We start from the raw sequence: 24838 nt of genomic DNA on the forward strand, positions 1-24838 counted from the left end.
GTGTCCGCCGGTACAATATGGGTCTACCTCCCGGCTCCCGCTCCGGGTGTCTCGCTGCCGAAAGGTAATTCGTGTCGTCCCAGACCCCGCATCCCGCGCTTCCGCGCGAGTTCGAGCACCCCGCCCTCCAGGAGCTGGTCCTCCGGGGACGGACCCATGGCACCGTCAGCGCCGAGGAGCTGCGTACGGCCTGCGAGCAGGCGGATGTCCAGGACCCGAAGCGTCTGAAGGCCGTCATGCGCGGCCTCGGCACGGCGGGTATCGGCGTGCAGGAGCCCGCCGCCGCACCGGCCCCCGCGCGGGCGGTCGCGGCCACCAGCGCCAAGGCGCGCACGTCGACCAAGGCCGTCGTCGCCCGCGACGAGGCCGAGGGTGAGCCCGCGGCGCGCCCGGCGGCGAAGAAGACGACGGCCAAGGCTGCCGCCGGCACCACCAAGGCGGCCGCGAAGCCCGCCGCGAAGTCCACCGGCCCCAAGGCCGCGGGCAAGGCCTCCGCGGCCAAGGCCGCGACGCCGGGCAAGACCGACGACGAGGACGTCGAGGAGGTCGAGGACCTCGAGGACGTCGAGATCGACGAGTCCGAGACGCTCGAGGACGTCGACGTCGCGGCCGAGGAGACCGAGGAGTCGACGGACGCCGAGGAGGGCGACGACGACGAGACGGCCAAGGCGAAGCCCGCGGCCGGCACCGAGGAGGAGTCGGAGGACAGCGCCGGCTTCGTGTACTCCGACGCCGACGACGACGACGCGCCCGTCCAGCAGGTCGTCACCGCGGGCGCGACCGCCGACCCCGTCAAGGACTACCTCAAGCAGATCGGCAAGGTCGCGCTGCTGAACGCCGAGCAGGAGGTCGAGCTCGCCAAGCGCATCGAGGCCGGCCTGTTCGCCGAGGAGCGCCTCAACGCGGGCGTCGCGATGGAGCCGAAGCTGCGCCGCGAGCTCGAGTGGATCGCCGGCGACGGCCGTCGCGCCAAGAACCACCTGCTCGAGGCCAACCTGCGCCTCGTCGTCTCGCTCGCCAAGCGCTACACCGGCCGCGGCATGCTCTTCCTGGACCTGATCCAGGAGGGCAACCTCGGTCTGATCCGCGCGGTCGAGAAGTTCGACTACACCAAGGGCTACAAGTTCTCGACGTACGCCACGTGGTGGATCCGGCAGGCGATCACCCGCGCGATGGCCGACCAGGCGCGCACCATCCGCATCCCGGTGCACATGGTCGAGGTCATCAACAAGCTCGCCCGCGTCCAGCGCCAGATGCTCCAGGACCTGGGCCGCGAGCCCACGCCGGAGGAGCTGGCCAAGGAGCTCGACATGACGCCCGAGAAGGTCGTCGAGGTCCAGAAGTACGGCCGCGAGCCGATCTCGCTGCACACCCCGCTCGGCGAGGACGGCGACAGCGAGTTCGGTGACCTGATCGAGGACTCCGAGGCGGTCGTCCCGGCCGACGCGGTGAGCTTCACGCTCCTGCAGGAGCAGCTGCACCAGGTGCTCGACACGCTCTCGGAGCGCGAGGCGGGCGTCGTGTCGATGCGGTTCGGCCTGACCGACGGTCAGCCCAAGACGCTCGACGAGATCGGCAAGGTCTACGGCGTGACGCGTGAGCGCATCCGCCAGATCGAGTCGAAGACGATGTCGAAGCTGCGGCACCCGTCGCGCTCGCAGGTCCTGCGCGACTACCTGGACTGAGCGTCGCCCGTCGGACGAGCCCGCCCCGCGTCTGCGGAGGCGGGCTCGTCCGCGTCCGGGCGGTCCGGGACGGGCGACGCCCGCGGGAGATGCGACGAGGCCCGGACCGCGAACGGTCCGGGCCTCGTCGTGCGAGTGTCGTGCGGTGCCTCAGCGGGCGGCGCCGGTGCCGGCGCCGTGCTCGGCGAGCAGGCGGTCGGTCTCGTCGTGGACGTGCGTCGCGACGTCCGCGAACTTCGGCGCGTGCTCACGCGCGTGGTGCGCGCAGAAGAGCAGCTCGCCCACGGGGAGCACCACGCGGACGTAGGCCTGGGCACCGCAGCGGTCGCAACGGTCGGCTGCGGTCAACGGCTCGGTCATGGTCCCTGTCACGTCTCCATACAACCATCCCCGACGCGGATCCATCTCACCGGTAGCGGGTGGTTCGCTCCCGGCGTACCGGGTTTCCCCCGGTCGGGGCGAGATCGTGTCCGGACCGTGTCCGAGCCGTGTCCCGTGCGTGTCCCGTGCGGCGAGGTGCCGCGATGCTGTCAGGCCGCCCGGCTACCATCCCCCCCGTGACGACGACTTCCCCGCAGTCCGGCTACACGGCCCGGCACCTGTCGGTGCTCGAGGGCCTGGAGGCCGTCCGCAAGCGCCCCGGCATGTACATCGGCACGACCGACAGCCGCGGGCTCATGCACTGCCTCTGGGAGATCATCGACAACTCCGTCGACGAGGCGCTCGCAGGCCACGGCGACCGGATCGAGATCGTGCTGCACGCCGACAGCTCGGTCGAGGTCCGGGACAACGGTCGCGGCATCCCGGTCGACGTCGAGCCGAAGACCGGCCTGACGGGCGTCGAGGTCGTGTTCACCAAGCTGCACGCGGGCGGCAAGTTCGGCGGCGGCTCGTACGGTGCGTCGGGCGGTCTGCACGGCGTCGGCGCGTCGGTCGTCAACGCGCTGTCGGCCCGCCTCGACGTGGAGGTCGACCGCGGCGGCCGCACGCACCGCATGACGTTCCACCGGGGCGAGCCGGGCGTGTTCGACGACCGCCAGGGCGTGAGCCCGGAGTCGCCGTTCGAGCCGTTCGTCTCCGGGTCGGAGCTCGCGGTCGTCGGCAAGACGGCCCGCGCCCGCACGGGGACGCGCGTGCGCTACTGGGCGGACCGGCAGATCTTCCCCAAGACGGCGGTCTTCTCCTACGACGAGCTCGTGACGCGCGCCCGGCAGACCAGCTTCCTCGTGCCGGGTCTCACGCTGACGGTGCGCGACGAGCGCGGCATCTCGGGCACCCCGGGGGCGGACGGCCCGCACGAGGAGACGTTCTTCCACAGCGGCGGCGTCGTCGACTTCGTCGACCACCTGTCGCCGGACCCGGCGGTCACGGACACCTGGCACCTGACGGGCACGGGCACGTTCACCGAGACCGTCCCGGTCCTCGACGACCGCGGCCACATGACGCCGCAGGAGGTCAGCCGCACGTGCGACGTCGACGTCGCGCTGCGCTGGGGCACGGGCTACGAGACCGAGGTCCGCTCGTTCGTCAACATCATCGCGACGCCCAAGGGCGGCACGCACCTCGCGGGCTTCGAGACGGGCCTGCTGCGCACGGTCCGCAAGGCCGTCGAGGCGAACGCGCGCCGGCTCAAGATCAGCGCGAAGGACGCGGCGACCGAGCGCATCGAGAAGGAGGACGTGCTCGCGGGCCTCACGGCCGTCGTCACCGTCCGGCTCGCGGAGCCGCAGTTCGAGGGGCAGACGAAGGAGGTCCTCGGCACCGCGCCGGTGCGGGCGATCGTCGCGAAGGTCCTCGACACCGAGCTCGGCGGCATCTTCACCTCGCCCAAGCGTGACCACAAGGCGCAGTCGTCGCTGCTGCTCGACAAGGTCGTGGGGGAGATGCGGGCGCGCCTGTCGGCCCGCAAGCAGAAGGAGATCTCGCGGCGCAAGAACGCGCTCGAGTCGTCGTCGCTGCCCGCGAAGCTCGCGGACTGCCGGATCGACGACGTCGACCGCAGCGAGCTGTTCATCGTCGAGGGTGACAGCGCGCTCGGGACGGCCAAGCTCGCGCGCAGCTCGGACTTCCAGGCGCTGCTGCCGATCCGCGGCAAGATCCTCAACGTCCAGAAGGCGTCCGTCACGGACATGCTGAAGAACGCCGAGTGCGCCTCGATCATCCAGGTCATCGGCGCGGGGTCCGGCCGGACGTTCGACCTCGACGCCGCGCGCTACGGCAAGGTCGTGATGATGACGGACGCCGACGTCGACGGCGCCCACATCCGCACGCTGCTGCTCACGCTGTTCTTCCGGTACATGCGCCCGCTGGTCGAGGCGGGGCGCGTCTACGCCGCCGTCCCGCCGCTGCACCGGATCGAGCTCCTGGGCGGCAGCCGCAAGGCCGACCCCGACGACCGGTACATCTACACGTACTCGGAGGCCGAGCTGACCGCGACGCTCAAGCGGCTGGACCGCAGCGGCAGGCGGTACAAGGACGACATCCAGCGGTACAAGGGCCTCGGTGAGATGGACGCCGACCAGCTCGCGGAGACGACGATGGACCCGCGCCACCGCACGCTCCGCCGGGTGACGGTCGAGGCGGCGGCCCGTTCCGAGCAGATCTTCGAGCTGCTCATGGGCTCGGACGTGGCGCCCCGCAAGGACTTCATCGTCGCGGGGGCCCAGGCGCTCGACCGGTCGCGCATCGACGCCTGACGGCTCCGCCGTCCCGACCGGACGGTCGGGATTCCGGTTGCCCGCGCCGCGGTCGCGCGGCGAGGGTGGTGCCCGTGACCACCACCGACCTGCCGCCCATCGCCGTGCGCGCCGCCGCGCCGGCCCACGTCCCGCTGCCCGACGCGTCCCTCGGCCTCACATGGCGACCGGTGGCACGGGACGACGTCGCAGCGCTGTCGGCGCTCGTGACCCGCACTGAGGTCGCGGACGGGCTGCCGTACCGGACGTCGCCCGAGGAGGTCGAGGAGAAGCTCGACGGCGACTGGAAGGACATCGCGCGCGACACCCTCCTCGGTGTCGACGTCGACGGCGTGCCCCGCGCCTGGGCGGAGGTCGACCAGCCACCGGGCGACACGCGCGTCGTGCGGGCGTTCGTCGGGGGTGGCGTCGACCCGGACTGGCGCGGCAGGGGCGTCGGGCGCGCGCTCGTCGCGTGGTCGCACGCGCGGGCACGTCAGGTCCTCGCCGCGACCGGCAAGGAGCTGCCCGCGCGCATCGCGGGCTTCGTCCCCGACCAGGCGCAGGACACCGCCCGACTGCTGACGCGCGCGGGCATGGCACCCGTCCGGTACTACGCGGAGATGCGTCGACCGCTCGACGTGCCGCTGCCCGACGCGCCGGTCCCGGAGGGCGTCCGCATCGTGCCGTGGTCGCCCGAGCACGACGAGGGCGCGCGTCTCGCGCACAACGCGGCGTTCGCCGACCACTGGGGGAGCGAGCCGCGGACGCCCGAGCAGTGGACGCACGGGCGCAGCATGTTCGCCCCGACGTGGAGCCTCGTCGCGCTCGACGCGGACGACCGCGTCGTCGGGTACCTGCTGTCGGGCCGGTACGAGGCGGACTGGGAGGTCGCGGGCCACACGTCGGGCTACACCGAGCTGCTCGGCGTGGTGCGCGAGTGGCGGGGGCGCGGGCTCGCGTCGGCGCTGCTGGCGACCGTGATGGACCGGTACCGGGCGGACGGCATCGAGTACGCCGAGCTCGGCGTCGACACCGCGAACCGCTCCGGTGCGCACCGCCTGTACACGAGCCTCGGGTACGAGGTGTTCGACAGCTCCACGATGTACGCGATCGAGCTCTGACCCCGACGGGGGACCCGGGCCGGGAGGTGGCCCGCGCGGTCGTGCGGGCCGGTTAGCATCGGCGACGGCCGGACGACGAGGTCCGGCCGCGTGCCGTCCCGGACGCGTGCCGTCCGGTCCCTGGAGGTCGCCGTGCTCCGCTCCCTGCCCGTCGCCGCCCGCGTCTGGTCGGTCCTCTACGTCGTCGACGCGGTCGTGCTGCTCGCGTGCCGCGCGGCCGGTGCGGACGTGCCGGCCGAGGTCGCGCAGTGGCTCGCGATGCCGCTGCTCGCCGCGGCGGTCGCGACGGCGACGCGGTGGCCGCGCGGACGGTTGGTGACGTGGACGCTCGTCGCGCTCGGCTGCTCGTGGCTGGGTGACACCCTGCCCGCCACGTCCGACGGGGACACCGCGTTCCTGCTGATGGTGGGCGGGTTCCTGCTCGCACAGGTCGCCTACGTCGTCGCGTTCGCCCCCGACGCACGCCGGTCGGTCGCGTACCGGCGGCCCGTGGGGCTCGTGCCGTACGGCGTGGTGCTCGTCGTCCTCGTCGGGGCGTGCGCCCCGCACGCGGGCGCGCTGCTCGTGCCCGTCGCGGTGTACGGCGGGGTGCTCGTCGCGATGGCGGTCCTCGCGACCGGCGTGAGCCGGCTCGCGGGCGTCGCCGGTGCCGTGTTCGTGGTCTCCGACGGGCTCATCGCGCTCGACGCGTTCGTGCCGGCGTGGCACCTGCCCGGCCAGGACGTCTGGGTCATGGTGACCTACCTGGCGGCGCAGGGGATGCTCGCGGTGGCGGTCGTCGGACGCAACCACGCCGCACGTCGTGCGCGGTCCGTGCCGGCGCCCGTGGTCCGCGCGCCGTCGCCGAAGCACGACAACGTGGTCGCGCTCGTCGGCTGACGCGTCGCGACCGACCGCGCCGTCGCCGACCGGGTCGGGACCGCGGGGCCGTCAGCCGATCGCGTGCACCGGCACGGTGAGCGGGGTGCCGGACCCGTCACGGCGGTGGTCGGGCGCGGGGAGCTCGAGCGGCTGGCCCGCCGAGCCGGCCGCCCACGCCGGACCCGCACCGACCCACGCGGCGATGAGCGTGTCCTCGCCCTTGAGGAACCGGTGCGAGCGGACGCCGCCCGTCGCGCGGCCCTTGCCCGGGTAGGCGTCGAACGGGGTCACCTTCGCGCTGCCCGCCTGCGTGCCGGGCAGCGCGCTCGACGAGCCGGACACCGTGACGACGAGCGCGTCGGCGACCTCGTCGGGCCGCACCGCGCCGAACGCGACGACCCGCTGGCCGGCGGCGAGCTTGATGCCCGCCATACCGCCTGCGGCACGGCCCTGCGGGCGCACCGCCGAGGCGGGGAAGTGCAGCAGCGACGAGTCGGAGCTCAGCAGGACGAGCTCGTCGTCGTCCGCGACGGCGTGCGCACCGACGACCTCGTCGTCGTCGCGCAGCGCGACGACGACCCACTCGTCCTTGTTGCCCGGCACGTCGCCCTGCGCGACCCGCTTGACGGTGCCCTGCGCGGTCGCGAGCGCGAGCGTCGGGGCGTCGGCGGCGAGGGAGGCGAGGCCGACGACGCGCTCGCCCGCGGGCAGCGTGACGAGCTCGGCGAGCGGGACGCCGCCCGACAGCGACGGGGGACCGTCGGTCGGGGGCAGCGCGGGCAGGTCGAGCACCGACAGGCGCAGCACGCGGCCGCGCGACGTCACGACGCCCACGTCCGCCCGCGCCGTGGTCGGCACCCCCGCGGCCACCACGTCGTGCTTCGCGCGCCGGGCGTCGGCCGGGCGGACGGGTGCGTCGGCCCCGGCGGTGCGGGCGAGCAGGCCCGTGCCGGACAGCAGCGCCCAGCAGGGCGAGTCCTCGATCTCGAGCGGCGTGGCCGACGCGCGCGCGGCGGGCGCACCCGACACGGACGTGCCGCCGGCGGACTCCAGGAGGATCGTGCGGCGCGGCGTGCCGTAGGTCGCGGCGACCTCGGCCATCTCGTCGGACACGAGCACGCGCAGCCGCTGCTCGTCGCGCAGGATCGCCTCGAGCTCGGCGATCTCGGCGAGCAGCTGCTCCTTCTCGCGCTCGAGCTCGAGCCGGGAGAACTTCGTCAGGCGGCGCAGACGCAGCTCGAGGATGTACTCGGCCTGCGGCTCGGACAGGTCGAACACCGTCTGGAGGCGCGTGCGGGCGGCGTCGGCGTCGTCGGACGAGCGGATGACCTGGATGACCTCGTCGATGTCGAGGATCGCGATCAGCAGGCCCTCGACGAGGTGCAGCCGCTCCTGCCGCTTCGTCAGCCGGAACTGCGAGCGGCGGCGGACCACGGAGATCCGGTGGTCGACCCACACCTGGAGCAGCTCGCGCAGGCCGAGCGTGCGCGGCTGGCCGTCGACGAGCGCGACGTTGTTGATCGAGAACGAGTCCTCGAGCGGCGTGAACCGGTAGAGCTGCTCGAGCACGGCCTCGGGGTGGAAGCCCGTCTTGACCTCGATGACCAGGCGCAGGCCGTGCTGCCGGTCCGTGAGGTCGACCGCGTCGGAGATGCCGGAGAGCTTCTTGCTCTGCACGCCCTCCTTGATCTTCTCGATGACCTTCTCCGGGCCGACCATGTACGGCAGCTCGGTGATGACGATGCCCTTGCGCTTGGGCGTGACGTTCTCGACGACCGCGGTCGCGCGCGTCTTGAAGGCGCCGCGACCCGTCCGGTACGCGTCGCGCACCCCGTCGAGGCCGATGATCTTGCCGCCCGTCGGCAGGTCCGGGCCGGGCACGAAGCGCATGAGCTCGTCGAGCGTCGCGTCCGGGTGCATGACCAGGTGCCGCGCCGCCGCGACGACCTCGACGAGGTTGTGCGGCGCCATGTTCGTCGCCATGCCGACCGCGATGCCCGCCGCGCCGTTGACCAGCAGGTTCGGGATCGCCGACGGCAGGACCTCGGGCTGCGTGAGCTTGTTGTCGTAGTTGGGTACGAAGTCGACGACGTCCTCGTCGAGACCCGTCGTCATCGCCGTCGCCGACGGCGCGAGCCGCGCCTCCGTGTACCGCGGTGCGGCGGGGCCGTCGTCGAGCGAGCCGAAGTTGCCGTGCCCGTCGACGAGCGGCAGCCGCAGCGCGAACGCCTGCGCGAGGCGGACCATCGCGTCGTAGATCGGCGCGTCGCCGTGCGGGTGGAGCTTGCCCATGACCTCGCCGACGACGCGCGCCGACTTCACGTACGGGCGGTCGGGGCGCAGGCCCATGTCGGCCATCTGGAACAGGATGCGCCGCTGCACCGGCTTGAGGCCGTCCCGGGCGTCGGGGAGCGCGCGCGAGTAGATCACCGAGTACGCGTACTCGAGGAACGACCCCTCCATCTCGGAGGCGACGTCGATGTCGACGATGCGCTCGACGAGGTCCTCGGGAGGGAGGTTCGGGGTCGCGGGGCGACGCGCCATGCGGGAGTGCTCCTCGGTCCGGTGCGGGATGTGCGCCGCCCATTGTCGCCCGTCCGGGGCGTGCGGCGGGCACGGCACGCGGACGTGCACGACGCGACGCCCCTCCCGGATAGCCTGGCGTGCATGGCAGACGTCGACGAGGACGCGGCGCCCGCCCGCTATCCCGCCGCGTGGGAGGCGGACGTCGTGCTGGCCGACGGGTCGACGACGCACGTGCGACCCATCCGGCCGGACGACGCCGACGCGCTGCAGGCGTTCCACGTCGCGCAGTCCGAGCGGTCCACCTACCTGCGGTTCTTCGCGCACCTCGAGCGGCTGCCCGACCGCGACCTGCACCGACTGGTCACCGTCGACCACGTCGACCGGGTCGCGCTCGTCGCCGTCGCGACCGACGCCGACGACGTCGAGCGCATCATCGGCGTCGCACGCTACGACCGGCTCGTCGGCGAGGCGCCCGAGGAGGCCGAGGTCGCGTTCAACGTGTCCGACGCCCACCAGGGCCGCGGCATCGGGTCGGTCCTGCTCGAGCACCTCGCGGCGGCCGCCCGGGAGCGCGGCGTGCGCCGGTTCGTCGCCGACGTGCTGCCGCAGAACGGCCGGATGATCGCCGTCTTCCGCGAGGCGGGCTACGCGGTGACGCAGCAGACGGAGGACGGCGTCGTGTCGGTCGGGTTCGACATCGACCCCACGGACCGGTCGCTCGCCGTCATCGCCGACCGCGAGCACCGGGCGGAGGCGCGCTCCGTCCGCGAGCTGCTCGAGGCCGGCAGCGTCGTGGTCGTCGGCCCCGGCCCGGGCGACGCGCGCACGCTCGCGGGACGACAGGCCGCGCGCGCCGCGGCCAACCTCGTCGCCGGCGGGGCCGCGACGGTCCACACGGTGGGCGTCGAGCCGGCCGTGCCCGGCGCACAGGCGTACGCCGCGCTCGCGGACGTGCCCGGCCCGGTCCCGCTCGCGGTGGTCGCCGTGCCGTCCGAGCGTGCGACCGACGTCGTGCGCGCCCTGGTGCCGCTCGGCGTGCGCGGTGTCGTGCTGCTCTCGACCGGGTTCGCCGAGACCGGCGCGGGCGGGCTCGCGCGGCAGCGGACCCTCCTGCGCGTCGCGCACGCCGCGGGCATCCGCGTGGTCGGTCCCGCCTCCTACGGCGTGCTGGCGGCCGGGCCCGACGGGCTGCTCAACGCCTCGCTCGACGACGACCCGCCGCCGCCCGGGCGCGTCGGTCTGTTCTGCCAGTCCGCGCCGCTCGCCGTCGCGCTGCTGCGGGCCGTGCAGCGTCGCGGCCTCGGGCTGTCGGAGTTCGTGTCCGCAGGGCACCGCGCCGACGTGTCCGGCAACGACCTCATGCAGTTCTGGGCCGACGACGACGGCACGGACGTGGTCGGCCTCTACCTCGAGTCGATCGGCAACCCACGCAAGTTCTCCCGCGTCGCGCGCCGGCTGTCGTCGGTCAAGCCGGTCGTCGTCGTCACCGCGGGTCGGTCCGGCCACGTCGTCCCGCCCGGGCACGCGGTGCGGCCCACGTACGCGCCGCCCCGCACCCTCGCCGAGGTCATGCGGCAGTCCGGCGTCATCCGGGTCGACAACACCCACCAGATGCTCGACGTCGCGCAGCTGCTCGCGCACCAGCCGCTGCCGCGCGGGCGCCGGGTGGCGGTCATCGCGTCCTCGGCGTCCGTTGCGGCGCTCGTCGCGGAGGCCGCGTCGGCGGGCGGCCTCGTGCTGTCCGGGCACGTCGCGCTGCTCGCGGAGGACGCGACGGACGAGGAGATCCGCACGACGGTCGCCGCCGTCTACGACGACCCGGGTACCGACGTCGTGGTGGTCGTGCGGATCCCCACGCTCGGCCCGGTCGGGGACGCGCTGCCGCGCGAGGTCACCGCCGCGGCGGCTCGCACCGGGCGCACCACGGTCGCGTCCGTCCTGGGGCTGCACGGCGTGACTCCCGAGCTCACGGCGCACGACGCCGACGGCCGCGCGTGGACCGTGCCCGCGTACAGCACGCCCGAGGACGCGGCCCTCGCGCTCGGGCACGCCTCGCGCTACGCGCGCTGGCGGGCCGCCGACCGCGGCCGCCCGCTGCACCCCGACGGCGTCGACACACGGGCCGCGCGCCGCCTCGTGGCCGGCTGGCTCGCCGGGTCCACGTCCGGGATCTCCGACGACCTGGACGCCGCACGCTGGCCGCCCGGTGCCGCGCCCGAGGGGACGGTGGACCTCGACGTCGCCCGCACGTCCGCGCTGCTCGCGACCGTCGGCGTGCACGTGCTGCCCTCGTTCCCCGTGCACGACGCCGACGAGGCGGTCGCGGTCGCCGAGCGGATCGGCTGGCCCGTCGCGCTCAAGACGACCGTCCCCGCCCTGCGGCACCGTGCCGACCTGGGCGGTGTCCGGCTCGACGTCGCCGACGAGGCCGAGCTGCGCTCCGACGTGGCCCAGGTCCTCGAGCTCGGGGCCGCGCACCGTGCGCACGGCGACGGGCCGCCGCTCGAGGTCCAGGCGATGGCACCGCACGGCTCGGCGTGCGTCGTGCGGTCCACCGAGGACCCGCTGTTCGGCCCGATCATCAGCTTCGGCCTGTCCGGCGACGCGTCCGACCTGCTGGGCGACGTGTCGTACGGCGTGCCGCCCCTGACCGACGTCGACGTCGCCGAGCTCGTGCGCTCCGCGCGCGCCGCGCCGCGGCTGTTCGGGTACCGCGGGCTGCCGCCGGTCGACGTCGCGGCGCTCGAGGACGTCATCGCGCGCGTCTCCGTGCTCGCCGACGACCTGCCCGGCCTGCGCTCGCTCGAGCTCAACCCGGTGGTGGTCTCCGAGCGCGGCGCGGTCGTGCTCGGCGCGCGGGCGACGCTCGCGCCCGCGGACCGTGCCGACTCCACCCGACGGCTGTCCCGTGCGTGACCGCGGCACGCACCCCCGCGGCGGTGGGAGGATGGGCGCCGTGCCAGCAGTATCTGACGACCTGCGCGACGACCTGCACCGCGCCGGCTACTACCCGGAGCTCGTGGCCGACGTCCTCGACGTGGCGCTCGCGGACGAGCCCGTGGTCGCCCACCTCGTCCACCCCGAGACGACGTTCGACGCGTCCGAGGTGCGCCGCCACGTGACGGTCCTCGCGCTCACGCCGACGCGGCTCGTCGTCGCGCACGTCGACGACCAGGCGGCCGACTCCGAGAACCCCTCGCCGAGCGCGTCCGCGACGACCGAGGCCGTCCCGCTCGCGGAGCTGCGGTCGGTCGCGCTCACGCACGTCGTGCCCCGCCCGGAGCGGCACGCGGCGGGGACCCCGCCGACCGAGCTCACGCTCGCCATCGGGTGGGGTGCGGTGTCGCGCGTGGACCTCGAGCCCGCGACCTGCGGCGACCCGGCCTGCGAGGCGGACCACGGCCTGACCGGCACGCTCACGCCCGACGACGTCGTCGTGCGCGTGAGCGCGGCCGCCGAGGGCGTCGACTCGGTGCGCGCCGCCGCAGCGTTCGCGCGCCGGCTGTCGGCCGCCAGCGCCCGCGGTCGATGACGCACCCGCCGCAGTCGCCGACGCGGACCGTCGGGCTGCCCGTCGACGCCGACCTCGTGGAGCCCGGCGTCGACCGACCCACGCTGTCGTCCTTGCTCCCGGCCCTGTCCGGGTCGCTGGGCCAGGACTGGCCCGACGGGTGCGCCGAGCGGCTCGGCCTGCCGCGGGCCGACCGCGTGTGCCTCGTCCTCGTCGACGGCCTCGGCCACGTGAACCTGAGCGAGCGCGCGGGGCACGCACCGTTCCTGCGCGGCCTCGTGCGGACCTCGGAGCCGCTCACGAGCACCTTCCCGTCGACCACCGCGACCGCGCTCGGGAGCCTCGGCGTCGGCGCTGGGCCCGGGGCCACCGCGATGCTCGGGTACACCGTCCGCGACCCCGCGACGGGACGGCTCGGCAACCTCGTCTCCTGGACCGACCTGCCGCCCGCGCGCGAGTGGCAGCCCGAGCCGACGGTCTTCGAGCGCCTGGTCGCCGCGGGCGTCGGCGTCACGAGCGTCGGACCCGCCCGGTTCGCGGGCTCGGGGCTCACGGAGGCGGCGCTGCGCGGCGCGACCTACCGCGTCGCCGAGTCGCTCGCCGACCGCGTCGACGCGACGCTCGACGCGCTGCGGCGCCCCGGCCTCGCGTACCTGTACTGGGGCGACGTCGACAAGGCGGGGCACCACCACGGGTGGGGCTCGTGGCAGTGGGGGGACGCGCTCGCCGACCTCGACGCGGAGCTGGGCCGCCTGGCGCGCAGCCTGCCGCGCGGCACGCTCCTGGTCGTGACGGCCGACCACGGCATGGTCGACGTCGACCGCCGTGCGCGCTGGGACGTCGCGACGGACCCGGTGCTGTCCGCCGACGTCGCGCTCGTCGCGGGGGAGCCGCGCGCGTCCCACCTGCACCTGCGCCCCGGCGCGGACGCCGACGCGGTCGCCGAGCGGTGGCGCGGCCGGCTGGGCGACGCGGCCGTCGTCGTCACGCGGGACGACGCCGTCGACGCCGGCTGGTTCGGGCCCGTGGGCGAGCGTGCGCGGCAGGTCCTCGGCGACGTCGTCGTCGCGATGACGGGCCGCGCGACCGTGGTCGACTCGGCGACCCAGACGCCCGCGTCGCTCGATCTCGTCGGCGTGCACGGGTCGCTCACCCGGCACGAGATGCTCGTCCCGTTCCTCGTCGTCCAGAAAGGCTCCTGACCGTGGCGGAGCTCGTCTTCTTCTCGGGCACCATGGACTGCGGCAAGTCCACGCTCGCGCTGCAGATGCACCACAACCACGCGGCCCGCGGGCGTGACGGGGTGCTGTTCACGCGCCACGACCGCGCGGGCGCCGCGACGATCTCCTCACGCCTGGGCCTGGTGGTGGACGCCGCGGAGGTCGAGGACGCCACCGACTTCTGGTCGGAGGTCATCGAGCGGCGCACGCAGGGGCAGCCGGTCGACTACCTCATCGCCGACGAGGCGCAGTTCTACACCGCCGCGCAGGTCGAGCAGCTCGCGCGTGTCGTCGACGAGCTCGAGGTCGACGTCTACACGTTCGGGATCTCGACGGACTTCCGCGCGCGGCTGTTCCCGGGGTCGGCGCGCCTCGTCGAGCTCGCCGACCGTGTCGAGGTGCTCCAGGTCAAGGCGTTGTGCTGGTGCGGGGCGCGCGCGACGCACAACGCGCGCACGGTCGACGGCGTCATGGTCGTCGAGGGCGCGCAGGTCGTCGTCGGTGACGTCGCGGCCGGCAGCGGCGAGGTCGCGTACGAGGTGCTGTGCCGTCGGCACCACATGCGGCGCATGACGGCGGCGACCGCGCGCGCCGCGTCACCGTCCGTCGCGACGCTGTCGTCGGCGCAGGGGACGCTCGGCGTCGGCGCCTGACGCGCTGCTCCGCCTCCGGGGTGCTCCCTGCGGGGACCGCGCCTCGGTCCGCGCCGGTCGCCGCCCTTGGCGGGGGCTACTCGGGCTTCGCGCCGAAGACGATCTCGTCCCAGCTCGGCACCTTCGCACGGCCCTTGCGGGTCCGCGGGCGCTCGGTCGCCGGCTCGGCGGGCGACTCGTCCTCGACGGGCGGCGCCGGCTCGAGGTCGGGCTCGGGCGCCGGCCGGCGCAGGACGACGGCCTCCGCGAGCGGGTCGGCGTCGACCGGGTGCGCCCCCGGGACGTCGGCGTCGTCGCGGCCGAAGTCGAACGCGTGCTGCGGCCCGAAACCCTCGAACTCCTCGTCGTCGACGTCGAGGTCGAGGTTCTGACGGACGCCGCGCCGCGTGCGCAGCTCGTCCAGGAGGTCGTGCGTCTCCTGCTGCGGGTCGGGCTCGGGCTCGGGCGGCGGCGCGACGGCGTCGGCACCCGCGATCGAGCCGTCGTCACGGAAGTCGAACACCACGTCGCGGACCGCGGCGAGGTGACGGCGCGCGACCGGCTCGTCGGGCAGCTCGGTCTCGGACAGCCAGCGGGCCTCGTCGTCGTCGGCCACGACCGTGCGACGCGCCGCGTCGAAGGTCCACCGGGCCTCGTGCGCCGTGTCGCCGACCCGGAAGCGGGCGAGCACCGTCCACGGGCCCGAGGGCTCGCGGGCGGAGTCCCACGCGAGGGACGCGAGGTCGACGCCGCGCGCGGCGAGCCGGTCCGTCACCAGGTCGCCGAGCGTCGGTGCGCCGGCGTCCCGGCCGACGCGCGTCCCGCGCGCCTGCTCCGCGACGTACTCGCGCTCGGCGAGCACCGGCCCCTCGTAGCGGCGGACGTGCTCGACGGCCAGGCCGGACGCGTCGGCGACCTCCTGCGTCGTCGCGCCTGCACGGATCCGCGCCTGGATCTCCCGCGGGCTCAGCGTGCCCGCGCTCTCGGCGCGCAGCTGTTCGAGCTGCGGCCGGTCCCTGCGCACGGCCGCCCGCAGCGGCTCGTCGATGCGCAGACGGAACCGTTCGCCCCCGGGGCCGACGAGGACGAGATGCTCGCCGTCCTCGTGCAGACCCTCCAGCTCGAGCTCACCCATTCGACCTCCCGGTACCTCGGGAAGAGCCTGCCACCTCCGGGCGCCCGGCGGGTGGATCCGGAGCGGTGAGCCGCGCCTCGCCTCACGGACGTCCGGTGCACGCGACCCCGCCGACCCGGCAGGATGGCGAGGTGGACGCCCGCCGTGACCTGCCCCTGACCCCCGACGTCGTCGCCGAGCTCATGACGGTCGCGGAACGGGTCGCCCGCGAGGCGGGCCGCCTGATCCACCAGGGCCGGCCCGAGCGTGTCGCGGTCGCGGCGACGAAGACGAGCCCCGAGGACGTCGTGACGGCGATGGACCTCGCGTCGGAGGAGCTGCTGCGCCGGCGGCTGGCCGAGCTGCGACCGCACGACGGGGTCCTCGGCGAGGAGCAGGGCTACGTGCTCGGCACGTCGGGCGTCACGTGGGTGGTCGACCCGATCGACGGCACCGTCAACTACCTCTACGGGCTGCCCGCGTACGCGGTGTCGGTCGCCGCGGTCGTGGGTCCGCCCGGGGACGACGGCCGCGCGCCCGGCCCGGCGACGTGGACGGTAGTGGCGGCGTGCGTGCACGCACCGACGGACGGGCGCACGTTCCGCGCGGGCCTCGGGCTGGGCGCGACGCTCGACGGCCGGACCCTGCGGGCCGAGGAGCCGCCGCCGCTCGCGGGGTGCCTCCTGGGGACCGGCTTCGGATACCTCGCGACGCGGCGACGCGCGCAGGCGCGCGTCCTCGCGGAGCTGTTGCCCCGAGTACGTGATATCCGTCGCATCGGGTCGGCCGCGCTGGACATCTGCAATCTCGCGGCAGGGCACCTCGACCTGTACTACGAGCGGGGGCTCGCGCCCTGGGACCTCGCGGCGGCGTCGCTCGTCGCGCAGGAGGCGGGTCTGCAGGTCACGGGACTGCGCGGGCGTCCTGCCGGCACCGACATGACGGTCGCCGGCGGGGCCGCGCGGGTGGCGGAGCTCCGGTCGATCCTGGAGTCGCTGGACGCCGACACCGACGGGTGAAAACGCTCCCGCAATGTCTCACGCGAATGTGGTCGCGCGTCCGTGTTCGCACTCGGGTCAGATGTGGTGCACAATCCTCCGCGCGTGGGAACAAATCCCGTCACCGGTGCATTGATCCCGCGTACGAGAATCCTTCTGACGACGGAGTGTGACGCCACTCATGGCTACCGACTACGACGCCCCGCGCAAGACCGAGGAGGACCTGAGCGAGGACTCGCTCCAGGAGCTCCAGGCCCGGCGCTCGGACAAGAACTCGGGCGTGGTGGACGAGGACGAGACCGAAGCCGCCGAAGGCTTCGAGCTGCCGGGTGCGGACCTGTCGGGCGAGGAGCTCTCGGTCCGCGTCCTTCCCCGGCAGGCGGACGAGTTCACCTGCTCGAGCTGCTTCCTGGTGCACCACCGCAGCCAGCTCGCCTACGAGCGCAACGGGGCACCGGTGTGCTCCGAGTGCGCCGCGTGAGCCTGGCCTGAACCGTTCGGCCGGCCGCCCCGCACCGCGGGTGGCCGGCCGGCACGCCCTGCCCGCCGCCGAGGGGGAGGCGCGCAGGGACGACCGTCGAGGGGGCGGTCGACGACCGGGGGGTCGGGGGAGCGGTCAGCGCGCCTGCGCGCCCACCGCGAGCGCCCGCGCGAGCTCCTCGGGGCGTCGCGACGACACCAGCCAGTAGGGCGTCGGGTCGTCCGGGTCCGTGAGCTCGACGCGGACACCGCTGCGCACCCACGCCCGCAGGCACACGTGCGCGCGCGCGTCGAGGCGCGGTCCGAGCTCCGCCCGGAGGGCGTCGGCGTCGAGCACCGTCACCTCGCCCAGCAGCGCGACCGGGATGTGCGCACGGCCCGCACGCAGCACGCCGCCGGCCACCGACACCGTCGGGGTGAGCAGCACGGCGGCGGTGAGGCCGCCGACGAGGGCCACCAGTCCCACCACGACCGCCAGCACCGCGTCGACGGGCAGCAGCACCACACCGAGCATCAGGGTGAAGGCCACGAGCAGCGTCCAGCCCCACGGACCGGGCCACAGCCGCTCCGACCACACCTGCCCCGGGACGGGCGCGGACGACGGACGCGGAGCGGTGCCAGGCATGCCCCCAGCATCCCATCCCGGCGAGGTAGGGTCGGGCCCCGTGACCGCCGAACCGCCCGTCGAGGTGCTGCTCCTCCGGCTCGACCCGGACCTTCCCGCACCCTCTTACGCCCACCCGGGCGACGCGGGCGCCGACCTGGTGACGCGCGTCGACGTGGTCGTGCCGCCGCAGGGACGCGTGACGGTGCCCACCGGTGTCGCGATCGCGCTCCCCGACGGCTACGCGGCGTTCGTGCACCCGCGGTCGGGCCTCGCGGCCAAGCACGGGCTGACGATCGTCAACGCGCCCGGCACGGTCGACGCGGGCTACCGCGGCGAGATCTCCGTGACGCTGCTCAACACCGACGTCGAGCACGCGGTCGAGCTCCACCGCGGCGACCGGGTCGCGCAGCTCGTCGTGCAGCGCGTGGAGCACGCGCGGTTCGTCGAGGTCGAGCACCTGCCGGGGTCGCACCGCGGCGACGGCGGCTTCGGGTCGAGCGGGGGCTGGAAGGCCGCCCGCACCGGCTGAGGCGTGCCGGGACGCCGCCGGGACCGACTAGGTCGCGGTCCGGCGCAGGACTACTGTCGAGAGTGACGGCGCGCACGGGTGCGCCGGGAGGAGAGTGTCGTGGGTCTGTTCCGACGCGGCGGCAAGGACAGCGCCGCCGACGAGGTCGTCGAGACCGAGTCCGTCCCGCTCGACGAGCAGGAGGACGCGGAGCCGGCGGCCCCCGCCCGCACGACGGGGCCGTGGGACGCGAACGAGGTCGCCGACGACATCCCGCGCGTCGACCTCGGTGCGATCCGGCTGCCCGGCCTGCCCGGCATGGAGCTGCGGATGGAGATCGACAAGGCCACGAACGTCGTGTCGGCCGCGTCCGTGCTGCTCGACGGGTCCTCGCTGCAGGTCCAGGCGTTCGCCGCGCCGCGGTCCGAGGGGATCTGGGACGAGATCCGCGAGGAGATCGCCGAGTCGGTGACCTCCCAGGGCGGGTCGGTCGACGACATCCCCGGCCCGTTCGGCCGCGAGCTGCTCGCACGGCTCCCCGTGAAGACCCCGGAGGGCCGCACCGGTCACCGCCCCGCGCGCTTCATCGGCGCCGACGGTCCGCGCTGGTTCCTGCGGGGCGTCATCACCGGCAAGGGCGCCGTCGAGCCCGCAGCCGCCGAGGCGCTCGAGCAGCTGTTCGCACGCATCGTCGTCGTCCGCGGCACGGAGGCGCGCCCGCCGCGCGACCTGCTCGCGCTGCGCCTGCCCGGTCCGACCCCAGCTCCGGCCGAGGCGGCGACCGAGAAGCCGACGTTCGACCCGCTCACCCGCGGACCGGAGATCACGGAGATCCGATGACGCTCAGGGAGCGCATGCGCAAGGTCGTCGCGTCGCAGGCCGAGATCGAGGCCGACGAGGAGCGCGCGGACGCCCTGCGGTCGGTCGGTTGCACGCCCGTCGAGAAGCTCGCCGACCGCACGCGCGCGAGCGTGTCGGGCGTGATCCGCTCGGTCGTGCTGCGACCGCGCGAGGGCGTGCCCGCGCTCGAGGCCGAGCTCTACGACGGCAGCGGCACGCTCGACCTCGTCTGGCTGGGTCGCCGCGAGATCGCCGGCGTCGCGCCCGGTCGCCGCCTGCGGATCGAGGGCCTGGTCTGCCAGGTCGACGGCCGTCGCACGGTGTTCAACCCGAAGTACGAGCTGCGTCCGCGGCCGGGGGAGTGACGTGACCGAGGAGCCGCGGCACGCCGCCGACCCGGCCGCCGCGGAGCGGCCCCTCGACGTCGTCGACGACGTCGTCCAGCCCGAGGAGGGCGGGACGGCGCGTGGCCTGCGGGCCGTCACCGCCGACGAGTTCTCCGCGCTCGACGCGATGGGCGGCGTCCGGGGGATCGTCGAGTCGGTCGCGCCCGGGCTGCTGTTCGTGATCGTCTACCTGGTGTCGGGTCAGCAGATGAGGCCGGCGCTGGTCGCAGCCGGTGGCGCCGCGCTCGTCGCGGTCGTCGCCCGCCTCGTGCAGCGCACGCCCGTCACGCAGGCGTTCGCCGGGGTCGTCGGTGTGGGCATCGGCGTCTTCTGGGCCGTCCGGACGGGGCAGGCCGAGGACTACTTCGCGTACGGCCTGTGGACCAACGTCGCGTACCTCGTCGGGACGCTCGTCTCGGTGCTGGTCGGGTGGCCGCTCGTCGGGATCGTCGCCGGGCTGTTCGCGAAGGACGGACCCGTCGCGGGCGGTTCGTGGTCGGCGGCCGTCGCGTGGCGGCAGGACCGCGCGCTGCGGCGGCGCTACACGCTCGCGACCTGGCCCATCATCATCGTCTTCGCGCTGCGCCTCGGCGTGCAGGTGCCGCTCTACCTGTCGGCCGAGGTCGCGTGGCTGGGCACCGCGAAGCTGCTCATGGGCGTCCCGCTGTTCGCGCTCGCCCTCTGGTTCAGGCCTGGCTCCTGGTCCGCGGGTCAGGAGCAGGTCGAGCGCCTTCTCGTCCGCGTCACGACCCGTGACGAACAGCAGCTCGTCACGCCCCTCGAGGGTGTCGTCCGGGCTGGGGGCGATCGGTCGCGCGTCGCGCACGATGCACGCGAGGACCGTGTCGGCGGGCCAGTCGATCTGACCGACGCGCAGGCCCGCGAGCGGCGAGTCGTCGGGCAGCGTGATCTCGAGGATGTCCGCACGCGACTGGTGGAACGTGAAGATCCGCACCAGGTCGCCGACCGTGACGGCCTCCTCGACCATCGCCGTCATGATGCGCGGCGTCGACACGGCGACGTCGACGCCCCACGCCTCGTCGAACATCCACTCGTTCTTCGGGTTGTTGACGCGCGCGACGGTGCGCGGCACGCCGAACTCCGTCTTCGCGAGCAGCGAGATGACGAGGTTGGCCTTGTCGTCGCCCGTCGCGGCCACGACGACGTCGCACTCGTCCGCGCGGACCTCGCGCAGCGTCGGCAGCTCGCACGCGTCGGCGAGCAGCCAGTCCGCGTCGGCGACCTGCGCGACGCGCATCGCGGACGGCTGCCGGTCGATGAGCGTGACCTCGTGGTCGTGACCGAGCAGCTCGCGCGCGATCGAGCGGCCGACCGAGCCCGCGCCGGCGATGACGACCCTCACTCGGTCACCGCCGGGGCGTGCGTGAGGGTCCGCTCGACGAAGGCCGCGTCGTCGGCCCGGAACAGCGCGTGCACGATGTCGTTCTCCTGCAGGACGGTGTCCGGCGCCGGCAGCACGCCGTCGCCGTAGCGGGTGAGGTAGGCGACGCGGACGCCGGCGGCGTCCTCGAGCGTGCGCAGCGGGCGCCCGATCCAGCCCTCGTGCACGTCGACCTGCGCGAGCTGGATCTGGCCCGACGGGTCGCGGTACTCGTCCGTCGCGCCCATCGGCAGCAGCCGGCGCAGCACCTGGTGCGCGGTCCAGCGGACCGTCGCGACCGTCGGGATGCCGAGCCGCTGGTAGATCTCGGCACGGTGCGGGTCGTAGATGCGGGCGACGACGTTGTCGATCCCGAACGTCTCGCGCACGACGCGCGCCGCCAGGATGTTCGAGTTGTCGCCGTCGGACACCGCGGCGAACCCGAACGCGTCCTCGATGCCCGCCTGCGTGAGCGTGTCGCGGTCGAAGCCCATGCCGGTGACCTTGTTGCCGCCGAAGTCGGCGTCGAGGCGCCGGAAGGCGTCGGGGTTCTGGTCGACGACGGCCACCGAGTGGCCGTTCTCCTCGAGCGACTGCGCGAGCGACGCGCCGACGCGGCCGCAGCCCATGATCACGAAGTGCACAGGGCGTCACGCTATACCTGCTGGGCCGTCCCGGTGCGCCGAGGACCTGCGGGACCACCGGATGGTGCTGCGGGGTCACGGCGGGCCTAGCATCAGACATCGTGTCGGACCTCGCGGATGCCGCCAAGCGACTCGTCCTCGGACGCCCCGTCCGGAGCGACCGGCTCGGCCACACGCTCCTGCCGAAGCGGATCGCCCTGCCGGTGTTCGCCTCGGACGCGCTGTCGTCGGTCGCGTACGCGCCCGACGAGATCCTGCTGACCCTGTCGCTGGCCGGGCTGTCGGCGCTCGTCATCTCACCGTGGGTCGGCCTCGCGGTCGTCGTCGTGATGATCACGGTGGTGGCGTCCTACCGGCAGAACGTCCACGCGTACCCGTCGGGCGGCGGCGACTACGAGGTCGCGAACACGAACCTCGGTCCCAGCGCCGGCGTGACCGTCGCGAGCGCGCTGCTGGTCGACTACGTCCTCACCGTCGCGGTGTCGATCTCGTCCGGCGCGCAGTACGCGGCGACGGCGTTCCCGCCGCTGCGCGGGCACGAGGCGGCGTTCGCGATCGGGCTGGTCGTGCTGCTGACGATCGCGAACCTGCGCGGCGTCAAGGAGTCGGGGCGCGCGTTCGCGGTCCCGGTGTACCTGTTCATGTTCGCGATCGGCTCGCTCGCGCTGTTCGGTGCGATCCGCTACTTCACGGGGTCGCTGCCGCTCGCGGAGAGCGCCGGTCTCGACGTCGCGCCCGAGGCGGGCTTCGACCAGGGCCTCGCGGGCCTCGCGGGCTTCTTCCTCATCCTGCGCGCGTTCGCGTCGGGCTGTGCGGCGCTCACGGGTGTCGAGGCGATCAGCAACGGCGTCCCGGCGTTCAAGAAGCCAAAGTCGAAGAACGCGGCGACGACGCTCGCGCTGCTCGGTGGTCTCTCGATCGTCATGATCATGTCGATCCTCCTGCTCGCGCAGGCGACCCAGGTGCGGTTCGCCGAGGACCCGGCGATCCAGCTGCTCGAGGACGGGGTGCCGGTCGGCGACGAGTACGTGCAGCACCCGGTCATCAGCCAGCTCGCGGACTCGGTGTTCCAGGGCATCCCGGTGATGTTCGTGCTGGTCTCCGTGGTGACGGGCCTGATCCTGGTGCTCGCCGCGAACACCGCCTTCAACGGCTTCCCGGTGCTCGGCTCGATCCTGGCGCGCGACGGGTACCTGCCGCGCCAGCTGCACACGCGCGGCGACCGGCTGGCGTTCTCCAACGGCATCGTCACGCTCGCGGCCGCGGCGATCGCGCTGATCTGGGCGTTCGACGCCGAGGTCACGCGCCTCATCCAGCTCTACATCGTCGGCGTCTTCGTGTCCTTCACCATCAGCCAGACGGGCATGGTGCGGCACTGGACGCGCGCGCTGCGCACCGAGCCGAACCCGTCGGTCCGCAGCCGGATGAAGCGCTCGCGGGTCATCAACACGATCGGCCTCGCGATGACGGGCACCGTCCTCGTCATCGTGCTGGTCACGAAGTTCACGCACGGCGCGTGGATCGCGATCCTCGCGATGATCGTCGTGTTCGTGCTCATGAAGGGCATCAACAAGCACTACCAGCACGTGCGGGCCGAGCTCGCGCTGGGCACGGACGCCGACGCGCACCGCGCGCTGCCGAGCCGGGTGCACGCGATCGTCCTCGTCTCGCACCTGCACCGGCCGACGATGCGGGCGCTGGCCTACGCGCGCGCGTCGCGCCCGCAGCTCCTGGAGGCCGTGACGGTGGGCGTGGACCCGGAGGACGTCGACGCGCTGCGCGCGCAGTGGGAGTCGATGAACCTGCCGGTGCCGCTGCGCGTGCTCGACTCGCCGTTCCGGGAGATCACGCGGCCGGTGCTCACGTACGTGCGGTCGATCCGCCGCGAGAGCCCGCGCGACCTCGTCGTCGTGTACATCCCCGAGTACGTCGTCGGGCACTGGTGGGAGCAGCTGCTGCACAACCAGAGCGCGCTGCGCCTCAAGGGGCGCCTGCTGTTCACCCCGGGCGTGGTGGTGGCGTCGGTGCCGTGGCAGCTCGCCTCGACGGAGGGGCAGACAGGTCTCGAGGACCCGGTGCGGGGTACGGTGCCGCGTGGTTACTGAGACGACGGAGGCCGTGGGCGCGGTCGTGGAGCTCGAGGTCGGGCCGGTCGCGCACGGCGGGCACTGCGTCGCGCGGCACCAGGGGCGCGTCGTGTTCGTGCGGCACACGCTGCCCGGCGAGCGCGTGCGTGCGCGGCTGACGGACGCGGGGGAGACCGCGAAGTTCTGGCGTGCCGACGCGGTCGAGGTGCTCGACGCGTCGGCCGACCGGGTCGCGTCCGCGTGGCCGCAGGCCGGTGCGGGCGGCGTGGGCGGTGGCGAGCTGGCGCACGTCGCGCTGCCCGCGCAGCGTGCGTGGAAGCAGGCGGTGCTCGAGGAGCAGCTGCGACGGCTCGCACGCGACGAGCGGTCCGTCCCGATGCACGCGGCACCCGGGGACGACGAGCGCGGCGGGCTGCACTGGCGCACGCGCATCGACCTCGTCGCCGACGCCGAGGGCCGCGCCGGCATGCGCGGGCACCGGTCGCACGAGGTGCACGCGCTGACCGCGATGCCGCTCGCGACCGAGCGGATCGAGGCGCTCGGGCTGTTCGACCGGCGGTGGACGGCCGGTGCACGGATCGAGGCGGTCGCTCCGGCCGGCGGCGACACGCCCGTGGTCCTGCTCGACGGGGCGCCGTTCGACCTGTCCCGCGGTCGCGTCGACCCGCGCCCGAACGCCCGTGCGGCGGTGCGCGAGGAGGTGCGTCGCGGCGACGTCGGGTACGCGTACCGCGTCGCGGCCGCCGGCTTCTGGCAGGTGCACCGTCAGGCTCCGGGCGTCCTGGTCGACGCCGTGCTGACCGGCCTGGGCGACGTGACCGGGGCGACCGTGCTGGACCTGTACGCGGGCGCGGGCCTGTTCACGCTACCGCTCGCGGACGCGGTCGCGGACGGTGAGGTGGTGTCCGTCGAGGGCGACGCGCGCGCGGTGCGCGACGCGCGACGCAACGTGCACGACCGACCGAACGTCGAGCTGCACGCGGGCGACGTCGCGCGTGTCCTCGTGGGCACGCAGGACGCCGACTCGGACGTGGTGCACGCCGACGCGGTCGTGCTCGACCCGCCGCGCACGGGCGCGGGTCGACGGGTCGTCGACGCGATCACCGCGCTGCGTCCCGAGCGCGTCGTCTACGTGGCGTGCGACCCGGCCGCGCTCGCGCGCGACGTCGCGCTGTTCGGGGGCGCGGGGTACGGGCTCGTCGACCTCCAGGGCTACGACCTGTTCCCGATGACGCACCACGTCGAGGCCGTCGCCGTCCTGTCCCGCTGACGCCGCTCGTCACCGCGACGGCCGCGCTGACCAGCGCTAGCGTGGGCGGGAGCCGGACCGCGGCGGCCCGGCGGAGGGAGGCACCCCGTGACCGAGAAGGACGCGGCGCACCGCCTGGCGGAAGCGAGCCGGCTGGCGACGCAGGAGCTCCACAAGCAGGGCACGCCCGACTACGACCCGCGCGCGCACGAGCGGGCCGTGGAGGCGGAGCGCAAGGCGCTCGACGCCCTCGAGGCCGAGAAGAAGGCGTCCGGGACGACCTGACCGGCCGCGCGCGGCCCGTCGGCCC

At 74.3% G+C, this 24838-nt stretch carries 21 protein-coding genes and 2 pseudogenes; 17 read left to right on the plus strand and 6 right to left on the minus strand.

Annotation, left to right across the window (positions count from 1 at the left end; all coding sequences use genetic code 11):
* Positions 1-71 precede the first annotated feature (71 nt).
* Positions 72-1685: an RNA polymerase sigma factor gene (locus tag OOT42_RS08990; RefSeq protein ID WP_273654526.1), complete on the plus strand. Its 1614-nt coding sequence runs from the start codon at positions 72-74 to the stop codon at positions 1683-1685.
* Between the two features lie 150 nt (positions 1686-1835).
* Here the strand turns inward: OOT42_RS08990 and OOT42_RS08995 are convergent, their stop codons facing one another.
* Complete coding sequence (locus tag OOT42_RS08995; RefSeq protein ID WP_225916503.1) at positions 1836-2045, minus strand: DUF7455 domain-containing protein; 210 nt, start codon at positions 2043-2045, stop codon at positions 1836-1838.
* Between the two features lie 197 nt (positions 2046-2242).
* On the opposite strand from OOT42_RS08995, the gene OOT42_RS09000 reads away from it, so the two are divergent.
* The 3 genes from OOT42_RS09000 (at position 2243) to OOT42_RS09010 (ending at position 6363) form a co-directional block, all read left to right on the plus strand.
* On the plus strand, positions 2243-4381 hold the full coding sequence (locus tag OOT42_RS09000; RefSeq protein ID WP_273654527.1) for a DNA gyrase/topoisomerase IV subunit B: 2139 nt from the start codon (positions 2243-2245) through the stop codon (positions 4379-4381).
* A gap of 74 nt (positions 4382-4455) precedes the next feature.
* On the plus strand, positions 4456-5484 hold the full coding sequence (locus OOT42_RS09005) for a GNAT family N-acetyltransferase (protein WP_273654528.1): 1029 nt from the start codon (positions 4456-4458) through the stop codon (positions 5482-5484).
* 132 nt (positions 5485-5616) lie between these two features.
* A complete protein-coding gene (locus tag OOT42_RS09010) occupies positions 5617-6363 on the plus strand; it encodes a lysoplasmalogenase (protein ID WP_273654529.1) in 747 nt (248 codons plus the stop codon).
* Positions 6364-6414: 51 nt separating this feature from the next.
* On the opposite strand, the gene OOT42_RS09015 is transcribed toward OOT42_RS09010, so the two are convergent.
* The gene (locus OOT42_RS09015) at positions 6415-8889 is read right to left on the minus strand and encodes a DNA gyrase/topoisomerase IV subunit A (protein WP_273654530.1); all 2475 of its coding nucleotides are present in this window, start codon (positions 8887-8889) and stop codon (positions 6415-6417) included.
* Between the two features lie 123 nt (positions 8890-9012).
* Between OOT42_RS09015 and OOT42_RS09020 the strand changes: the two genes are divergently transcribed.
* From OOT42_RS09020 to OOT42_RS09035, 4 genes are read left to right on the plus strand one after another with little or no spacing between them, the layout of a single operon-like run.
* Positions 9013-11787: a GNAT family N-acetyltransferase gene (locus OOT42_RS09020; RefSeq protein ID WP_273654531.1), complete on the plus strand. Its 2775-nt coding sequence runs from the start codon at positions 9013-9015 to the stop codon at positions 11785-11787.
* 31 nt (positions 11788-11818) lie between these two features.
* Entirely contained in the window at positions 11819-12403 is a 585-nt protein-coding gene (locus OOT42_RS09025; RefSeq protein ID WP_273654532.1) for a DUF5998 family protein, read from the plus strand.
* Positions 12400-13584, plus strand: a complete 1185-nt coding sequence (locus tag OOT42_RS09030; protein ID WP_273654533.1) for an alkaline phosphatase family protein — start codon at positions 12400-12402, stop codon at positions 13582-13584. The genes OOT42_RS09025 and OOT42_RS09030 overlap by 4 nt, the downstream gene beginning before the upstream one ends.
* Before the next feature lie 2 nt (positions 13585-13586).
* On the plus strand, positions 13587-14255 hold the full coding sequence (locus OOT42_RS09035) for a thymidine kinase (protein ID WP_273654534.1): 669 nt from the start codon (positions 13587-13589) through the stop codon (positions 14253-14255).
* Between the two features lie 76 nt (positions 14256-14331).
* On the opposite strand, the gene sepH is transcribed toward OOT42_RS09035, so the two are convergent.
* Positions 14332-15369 (minus strand): septation protein SepH, encoded by a 1038-nt coding sequence (gene sepH / locus OOT42_RS09040; protein WP_273654535.1) that lies wholly within the window; start codon positions 15367-15369, stop codon positions 14332-14334.
* A 182-nt stretch (positions 15370-15551) separates the two neighbouring features.
* Between sepH and OOT42_RS09045 the strand changes: the two genes are divergently transcribed.
* Positions 15552-16367, plus strand: coding sequence for an inositol monophosphatase family protein (locus tag OOT42_RS09045; protein ID WP_273654809.1), 816 nt, complete (start codon positions 15552-15554; stop codon positions 16365-16367).
* Between the two features lie 160 nt (positions 16368-16527).
* The gene (locus OOT42_RS09050; RefSeq protein ID WP_124343249.1) at positions 16528-16827 is read left to right on the plus strand and encodes a DUF4193 domain-containing protein; all 300 of its coding nucleotides are present in this window, start codon (positions 16528-16530) and stop codon (positions 16825-16827) included.
* Positions 16828-16962: 135 nt separating this feature from the next.
* On the opposite strand, the gene OOT42_RS09055 is transcribed toward OOT42_RS09050, so the two are convergent.
* Positions 16963-17451: a DUF3093 domain-containing protein gene (locus OOT42_RS09055; RefSeq protein ID WP_273654536.1), complete on the minus strand. Its 489-nt coding sequence runs from the start codon at positions 17449-17451 to the stop codon at positions 16963-16965.
* Between OOT42_RS09055 and dut the strand changes: the two genes are divergently transcribed.
* The 4 genes and pseudogenes from dut to OOT42_RS09075 all read left to right on the plus strand — a co-directional run.
* Entirely contained in the window at positions 17450-17962 is a 513-nt protein-coding gene (dut, locus tag OOT42_RS09060) for a dUTP diphosphatase (RefSeq protein ID WP_423775987.1), read from the plus strand. The genes OOT42_RS09055 and dut overlap by 2 nt on opposite strands.
* Positions 17963-18061: 99 nt before the next feature.
* The gene (locus tag OOT42_RS09065) at positions 18062-18781 is read left to right on the plus strand and encodes a DUF3710 domain-containing protein (RefSeq protein ID WP_273654538.1); all 720 of its coding nucleotides are present in this window, start codon (positions 18062-18064) and stop codon (positions 18779-18781) included.
* Complete coding sequence (locus OOT42_RS09070; protein WP_273654539.1) at positions 18778-19146, plus strand: OB-fold nucleic acid binding domain-containing protein; 369 nt, start codon at positions 18778-18780, stop codon at positions 19144-19146. Before OOT42_RS09065 ends, OOT42_RS09070 begins: the two co-directional genes overlap by 4 nt.
* A 148-nt stretch (positions 19147-19294) precedes the next feature.
* Positions 19295-19795: pseudogene (locus OOT42_RS09075) on the plus strand (DUF3159 domain-containing protein); the annotation flags it as partial.
* 66 nt (positions 19796-19861) lie between these two features.
* Here OOT42_RS09075 and OOT42_RS09080 read toward each other — a convergent pair.
* A pseudogene (locus tag OOT42_RS09080) lies at positions 19862-20530 on the minus strand (potassium channel family protein); the annotation flags it as partial.
* The gene (locus tag OOT42_RS09085) at positions 20527-21177 is read right to left on the minus strand and encodes a potassium channel family protein (RefSeq protein ID WP_273654810.1); all 651 of its coding nucleotides are present in this window, start codon (positions 21175-21177) and stop codon (positions 20527-20529) included. The pseudogene OOT42_RS09080 and the gene OOT42_RS09085, both read right to left, overlap by 4 nt.
* Positions 21178-21293: 116 nt before the next feature.
* Here OOT42_RS09085 and OOT42_RS09090 point away from each other — a divergent pair, with 116 nt between their 5' ends.
* The 3 genes from OOT42_RS09090 (at position 21294) to OOT42_RS09100 (ending at position 24813) form a co-directional block, all read left to right on the plus strand.
* The gene (locus OOT42_RS09090; protein ID WP_273654540.1) at positions 21294-23297 is read left to right on the plus strand and encodes an APC family permease; all 2004 of its coding nucleotides are present in this window, start codon (positions 21294-21296) and stop codon (positions 23295-23297) included.
* Positions 23287-24549 (plus strand): class I SAM-dependent RNA methyltransferase, encoded by a 1263-nt coding sequence (locus OOT42_RS09095; protein ID WP_273654541.1) that lies wholly within the window; start codon positions 23287-23289, stop codon positions 24547-24549. The genes OOT42_RS09090 and OOT42_RS09095 overlap by 11 nt, the downstream gene beginning before the upstream one ends.
* Positions 24550-24636: 87 nt before the next feature.
* Positions 24637-24813 (plus strand): translation initiation factor 2, encoded by a 177-nt coding sequence (locus OOT42_RS09100; protein WP_124343900.1) that lies wholly within the window; start codon positions 24637-24639, stop codon positions 24811-24813.
* Positions 24814-24838: the final 25 nt, after the last annotated feature.

The organism is Cellulomonas fimi (genome assembly GCF_028583725.1).
GTDB lineage: Bacteria > Actinomycetota > Actinomycetes > Actinomycetales > Cellulomonadaceae > Cellulomonas > Cellulomonas fimi_B.